The sequence below is a fragment of the Phenylobacterium sp. genome (assembly GCF_020402505.1).
Taxonomy (GTDB): Bacteria; Pseudomonadota; Alphaproteobacteria; order Caulobacterales; family Caulobacteraceae; genus Phenylobacterium.
In genome coordinates this window covers 1-5,882 of the sequence record NZ_JADBZL010000128.1, presented here as the reverse complement: position 1 = coordinate 5,882, position 5,882 = coordinate 1, and the positions used below count along the sequence as shown (strand labels likewise).

At 69.8% G+C, this 5,882-nt stretch carries 6 protein-coding genes; 2 read left to right on the top strand and 4 right to left on the bottom strand.

The features are described from left to right. Positions 1 to 737: hypothetical protein (locus IM632_RS09535; protein ID WP_296552269.1), on the top strand; the 737-nt coding region annotated here is incomplete at its 5' end. A gap of 128 nt (positions 738 to 865) precedes the next feature. Here the strand turns inward: IM632_RS09535 and IM632_RS09530 are convergent. From IM632_RS09530 to IM632_RS09520, 3 genes are read right to left on the bottom strand one after another with little or no spacing between them, the layout of a single operon-like run. Further along, positions 866 to 1,681, bottom strand: a complete 816-nt coding sequence (locus IM632_RS09530; protein ID WP_293513851.1) for an enoyl-CoA hydratase-related protein — start codon at positions 1,679 to 1,681, stop codon at positions 866 to 868. Next, positions 1,591 to 2,064, bottom strand: coding sequence for a DUF6285 domain-containing protein (locus IM632_RS09525; RefSeq protein ID WP_296480850.1), 474 nt, complete (start codon positions 2,062 to 2,064; stop codon positions 1,591 to 1,593). Before IM632_RS09525 ends, IM632_RS09530 begins: the two co-directional genes overlap by 91 nt. Beyond that, on the bottom strand, positions 2,061 to 3,047 hold the full coding sequence (locus IM632_RS09520; RefSeq protein WP_296480852.1) for a phosphotransferase family protein: 987 nt from the start codon (positions 3,045 to 3,047) through the stop codon (positions 2,061 to 2,063). Before IM632_RS09520 ends, IM632_RS09525 begins: the two co-directional genes overlap by 4 nt. Before the next feature lie 118 nt (positions 3,048 to 3,165). On the opposite strand from IM632_RS09520, the gene IM632_RS09515 reads away from it, so the two are divergent. Further along, complete coding sequence (locus IM632_RS09515; protein WP_296539081.1) at positions 3,166 to 4,491, top strand: acyl-CoA dehydrogenase family protein; 1,326 nt, start codon at positions 3,166 to 3,168, stop codon at positions 4,489 to 4,491. A gap of 140 nt (positions 4,492 to 4,631) precedes the next feature. On the opposite strand, the gene IM632_RS09510 is transcribed toward IM632_RS09515, so the two are convergent. Further along, positions 4,632 to 5,882, bottom strand: a 1,251-nt coding sequence (locus IM632_RS09510; protein WP_296552267.1) for a Mur ligase family protein, incomplete at its 5' end; no start/stop codon positions are given.

The window sequence follows — 5,882 nt, the reverse complement described above, 5'->3', positions numbered from 1 at the left end:
TGGACCTGTCCCTGCCCCTGCTGGCCGCCCTGCCCTTCTGCCTCTACCTGGCGATCCACAGTCTTCATGACCGGGTGCAGGCCCACTGGCCGGCGACGGTCTTCGCCGCCTTCGCCCTGGCCGCGGCGGCGGCGGTCGAGGCCCGTCCCACGGGCTGGAGGCCGACGGTCCTGGGAGGCGGTCTCATCCTGGGCGCAGCGGCCATGGCCGGGGTCCTGGCCTGGGCCGGTCTGCAGGGCCCGCCGATCAACTCCCGGACCGACCCGCTCCTCCCCATCCGCGGCTGGCCGCAGTTCGCCGGTGAGGTCGAGGCCGCCCGCGTCCGGACCGGCGCGGAGTGGGTGGGGGTGGCTCACTACGGCGCCCTCTCGCAGCTGGCCGCGACGGGTCGGATCGAGGCGCCCCTGGTCCACCTGATTGAGCGGGAGCGCTGGCCCGACGCCGGCCCCGCGCCCGTCGACAAGCCGGGCCTCGTCCTCGACAAGAGCCGGCGACTGTCCCTGGCCGACCTGCAGGCCTGCTTCCGTTCTGTGACCCCGGTGGGCGAGCTGGTCCGGGGCGTCCCCACCAGCCGGGTCGACCGCTATCCCCTTTTCCGCGTCGAAGGCCCGGTCGAGGGCCTGCTCGCCACAGGATGCCCGGACGAACTGGGGAAGAACCGGCGGCGCCAGGCGGCGGCTCCAATTCCTCCCCCAAGGGGCGCCCGGCCCGCACAGCGGACCGGCGGAGGCAGCTGAAGCCCCACAGCGCCCCCTCACCCCGCTTCGCGGGGAGCTCCCCCTGGGAGGGGGAGCAATCAAGCCATTGGCATTCCTCCACCTCTTGAGGGGGAGGTGGACCGCGCAGCGGGCCGGAGGGGGTGTGCCTAGCGGCCCGTGAACTCGGCCGGGCGCTTCTCGAGGAAGGAGACCATGCCTTCGCGGAAGTCGCGGGTGCGCATCAGCTGCAGGAACTGCAGGTAGACGTGGTGCACGTGGTCATTGAAGGTCTCGTTCAGGCCCATGCGCATGAGGCGCTTGGCCGACTGGACGGCGAGGGGCGCATTGTCGGCGATCTCGCGGGCCATGGCGCGGGCGGCGGTGTGAATCTCCTCGTCCGGGACCACGGCGTTGGTCAGGCCCAGTTCCAGGGACTCCTCGGCCGACAGGGTCCGGCCTGTGAAGATCAGCTCGGCGGCGCGGGCCCAGCCCAGCAGGCGCGGCAGGAACCAGGTCCCGCCGGACTCCGGCACGATGCCCCGGCGTACGAAGGCCGCCGCCATCTTGGCGCTGCGGGCCATGATGCGGATGTCGCAACCCATGGCGGTGTCCATGCCGTAGCCCGCCGCCGATCCGTTCAGGGCGCAGATGGTCGGCTTGTCCATGGCGAAAAGCACAGTCGGCGGGGTGTTCCGCAGGTCGAGGTTGACCGAGACATTCTGGCTGGAGGGATCGGACCCGATCCCGGACCCCTGGGTGGCGCTGACCAGGTCCAGGCCCGCGCAGAAGGCCTTCCCGGTCCCGGTCAGGATCACGACGCGGACCTCCGGGTCCTCGTTCGCCTGGACCAGCAGGGCCGTGAGCTGGTTCAGCATGGGGCCGGAAATCGTGTTCAGCCGGTCGGGCCGGTTGAGGGTGAGGGTCGCGATGCCCTCGGAGACCTCGTAGAGGACCTCGTCGGTCCGCTCTTGTGTGGTGGCCATGGTTTCCTCCTGGAATTCGGGTTTAAGCGGACCTTCACCGACACGTAGGACGGCTGGTCGATGGCGATCTGGTCTTCGATCCCGGCCTTCAGGGCGGGGATCAGGCCCGGTGTGGCGACATCCATTTCCCCCCGGCGCAGGCGTTCGCAGAGCTCGGCGTTGAGGGCCTTGAGATCGCCCTCCACGCCCAGCAGGGCCGAGAGGCGCGCCACAGCCGCCGCCTCCGCGGCCGGACCCTGGATCAATTCGCGCTTCACGGCGTTGAGGGCGTTGACCGCCACCCGCGACAGGAAGGCGTCCCGGGGGTTGAGCTGGGGGCGGATGGACTCCACCCAGCCGGCCACCGCCTCGATCAGTTCGTCCGCCCGGGGATGCTCGATCACAGGCCCGCCTCCAGAAGGTTCACAAGGTCGATCTCGGTCTCGGACACCCGCCGGCCGATCATCGGCCGCTCCACCGAGTTTGTCGCCCCCGTCGCGTAGCTGGAATACATCATCAGGCACATGATCCCCCACTTGAGGGACCCCAGGGCCTGCCAGAAGAGAACCCGGGACAGGGGAATCTCAGCGCCCCCTGCCTCGATGTAACCTTCCAGCAGGTCCTGATAGTCGCCGAACCCGCCCACCGGACGGTCCGCCCGGCCAAAGCGCCAGGAGTTGACGCAAAGCCACCCCAGGTCCTCCGCCGGGTCGCCCACATGGGCCAGCTCCCAGTCGAGGACGGCGACCACCCCGCGATCCGGATCGAACATCATGTTCCCGTTCCGGAAGTCCCCATGCAGAACGACGTTAGGCAGGGGCGGCGGCAGGTTGCGGCGCAGGTGCTGCAGGGCCAGCTCCAGGATCGGCCGCTCGGCGCCGGAGGACCGGTAGATGGCCTCGTAGCGGTCCAGCTCGCCCAGGGCGTCCGCCGTCGTCAGGGGCGTGGCCTCCATGGGGATGGTGTGGATCCGGGCCAGGACCTGGCCGCACTGGCGGGCCAGGCGCGGCCGCACCGCGTCGAATCGCGGGTCCGCGACGATCTTCCGCCCGAGGGTCTCGCCGGCCACGAAGCCGGTGATGTGCCCCTCGCCCAGTCCGTCCTCCGGCTCGCACAGTCGGACCAGGGGGGCGACCGGGGCGCCGGCGTGGCCCGCAGCCCGGATCAGGGCCGCTTCCGCCGCCATGGAGGCCGAGCGGGAGGTCTCCGGGTCCATGGGAACCGCCCGTCGGCGCAGGATCAGCGGCCGGGGCTCGCCTCCGCCCACCAGAGTGAAGGCCCAGGTCTCCATGCTGGCCCCGCCGGTGAGGCGCTGGGCCTTTTCGACCCCGGTTCCGCCGAGCTTCGGCGCCAGGGCGTTGAGGGCGGCGGGAATATCGACTTCCATGACGTAGCGGCGCCTCAGGACAGTTGCGGGCTTGACGATCTGCCCGCCTGAGGGTGGGCTTGTAAATCGAGAACATCAATCGAAACGGCGCAAGACCGGCTGACCGAAGGGAAACGTCATGGACTTCAATCTGCCCCCCGAACTCGTTGCTTACCTTGGGGAACTCGATGAGTTCATCGAGCGCGTGATCAAGCCGCTTGAGCGCAAGGATGACAACATCCGGTTCTTCGACCACCGCCGCGAATGGGCCCGCACGGACTGGGACCGCGGCGGCCTGCCGCGCCACGAGTGGGAGGACCTGCTGGGCCAGGCCCGCAAGCTGGCTGACGAGGCCGGTCACCTGCGCTTCGCCTGGCCCACCGAGATGGGCGGTAAGGGCGGGACCAACCTGGCCATGGCCGTGATCCGCGAGCACCTGGCCGCCAAGGGCCTGGGCCTGCACAACGACCTGCAGAACGAGCACTCGATCGTCGGGAACAACCCCTTCATCCTGATGTTCAAGGAGTTCGCCACCAACGCCCAGTACGAGAAATACGCCGACCTCCTGCTGAACGGGAAGATGCGCACCATCTTCGGCCTGACCGAGCCCCTGCACGGCTCGGACGCCACCCACATGGAGACCCGCGCCGTTCCCCATGAAAAGGATGGCAAGGCCGGCTGGCTGATCAATGGCGAGAAGATGTGGTCGACGGGCATGCACGTGGCCACCCACTGCATGGTCTTCGCCCGCACCAGCGGCAATGACGGCGACGCCACCGGCATCACCTGCTTCATCGTGCCGGCGGACGCCCCCGGCGTGAAGGTCGAGGAGTACCTCTGGACCTTCAACATGCCCACGGACCACCCGCGGGTCAGCTTCACCAATGTCTGGATCCCGGAAGACAGCTACTGGGGCGTGATCGACCGCGGCCTCGGCCTCGGCCAGAGCTTCGTGCACCAGAACCGTATCCGCCAGGCGGCCTCGTCGCTGGGGGCGGCGGTCTACTGCATCGAGGAGAGCGTCAAGTACGCCCGGATGCGCAAGCCCTTCGGCAAGCCCCTGTCGGACAACCAGGCCATCCAGTGGCCCCTGGTCGAGCTGGCGACCCAGGCCGAGATGCTGCGCCTCTTGATCCGCAAGACCGCCTGGCAGATGGACCAGATGGAGCACAAGGCCGTGGAGCGGGAGCTCTCCGACAAGGTCTCCATGTGCAACTACTGGGGCAACCGCCTGGTCTGCGAGGCCGCCGACCGGGCCATGCAGGTGCACGGCGGCATCGGCTATTCGCGCCACAAGCCCTTCGAGCACATCTACCGTCATCACCGTCGCTACCGGATCACCGAGGGCTCGGAGGAGATCCAGATGCGCAAGGTCGCGGCCTTCCTGTTCGGCTATATGGGCCCGCGCCGGAAGGAGTTCGCCGACCTGACCTGGGACGACGTCGACTACCGCAACCAGAGGTAGGCCTGCGGAGAGTCAGCAGACCCCCTCCGGCCCGCTTCGCGGTCCACCTCCCCCTGGAAGGTGGAGGAATTACAATGCGTTAATTGCTCCCCATCAGGGGGAGCTCCCCGCGAAGCGGGGTGAGGGGGCTCAACGGCGGCTCAGGCCCCGTAGAGCCTGTCGAAGACCGGGGGCAGGCTGTCGGGCAGGCCGAGGAGCGGGCCAGAGGACAGGAGGAGCACGGCCTCGTCTCCCTTGAGGGCCGACAGGGCCTCGTGGGCGGCTGAGGCCGTCAGGGTGGGCCGGGCGTCGATGCCGGCGGCGCGGGTCCGATCCACGATCTCGGCCAGGGTCGCCTGGTGGTGGCTCTCCGCGCCGTGCCCCGGCGGGGGCAGGATCAGCACACGGTCGGCCCCCTCGAAGACCGTGTCGTACCAGGACAGGGCGTCCCGGGACCGCCAGGAAAAGGTGTGGGGCTCGAAGACCACGATGAGCCGGCGGTCGGGGAAGTGCAGGCGCAGGGCCTCGATGGCCGAGCGGGCCTTTTCCCAGGAAGAGCCAAAGCCCTCGATCACCGGGATGCGGGATGTGCGGGTCAGCCGGTCCAGCCGGCGCCGGATGCCCTCGAAGGTCGAGACCGCGCGGACCAGCCCCCCGCCGTCCACCAGCCCCGCCTCGAGCAGCAGGGCCGAGACCCCGACGATGTTCTCGATGTTGTGGGCGCCGAGGAGGCCGGTGGTCATGGGCGTGCGGGCGCCGTCCGGCGCGACCAGGTCAAAGCGCGAGATGTCGCCGAAGACTTCGTTCTCCGCCCGCCAGCCGCCCTCCCCGCCGCCGTACCAGACGATCCGGGCACGGGTTTCGCCGGCGACCTCGCGCACGGCGGGGTGGTCGCGCAGCACGGCGAGCCCCTCTGACGGCAGGCTGCGGAGGAGCCGGCGGAAGGGCGCCTCGTACGCGGCGAAGGTCGGGAAGACGTTGACGTGGTCGTGGACCAGGGAGGTCAGCAGCAGCCTGTCCGGATGGTAGAGGTCGAACTTGGAGCGCCGGTCCGAAGGGCCGACGATGTACTCGTCGCCCTCCAGTATCATCTCCGGCGAGCGGCCCCAGCGCCCGGTCGCAGGGAGCGACGGCGAGATGGCGCCGACCAGCCAGCCGGCGTCGACGCTGCAGGACCTCAGCACATGGGCCGCCAGGGCCGCGCAGGTGGACTTGCCGAAGGACCCGGCCACGACGGTGTTGGTCCGCCCCCGGGTCGCCTCGCCCACCAGTTCGGGGAAGGTGGTGACCCTGACGCCCCGCTCCCGGGCGACGCTGGCCTCGACATTGTCGTCGCCCCCCAGCTTGGCGCTGGCGCCCTGGACAAGGACATCCAGGTCCGCGGGCAGGTTGGCGGCGTCCAGGCGCCAGGC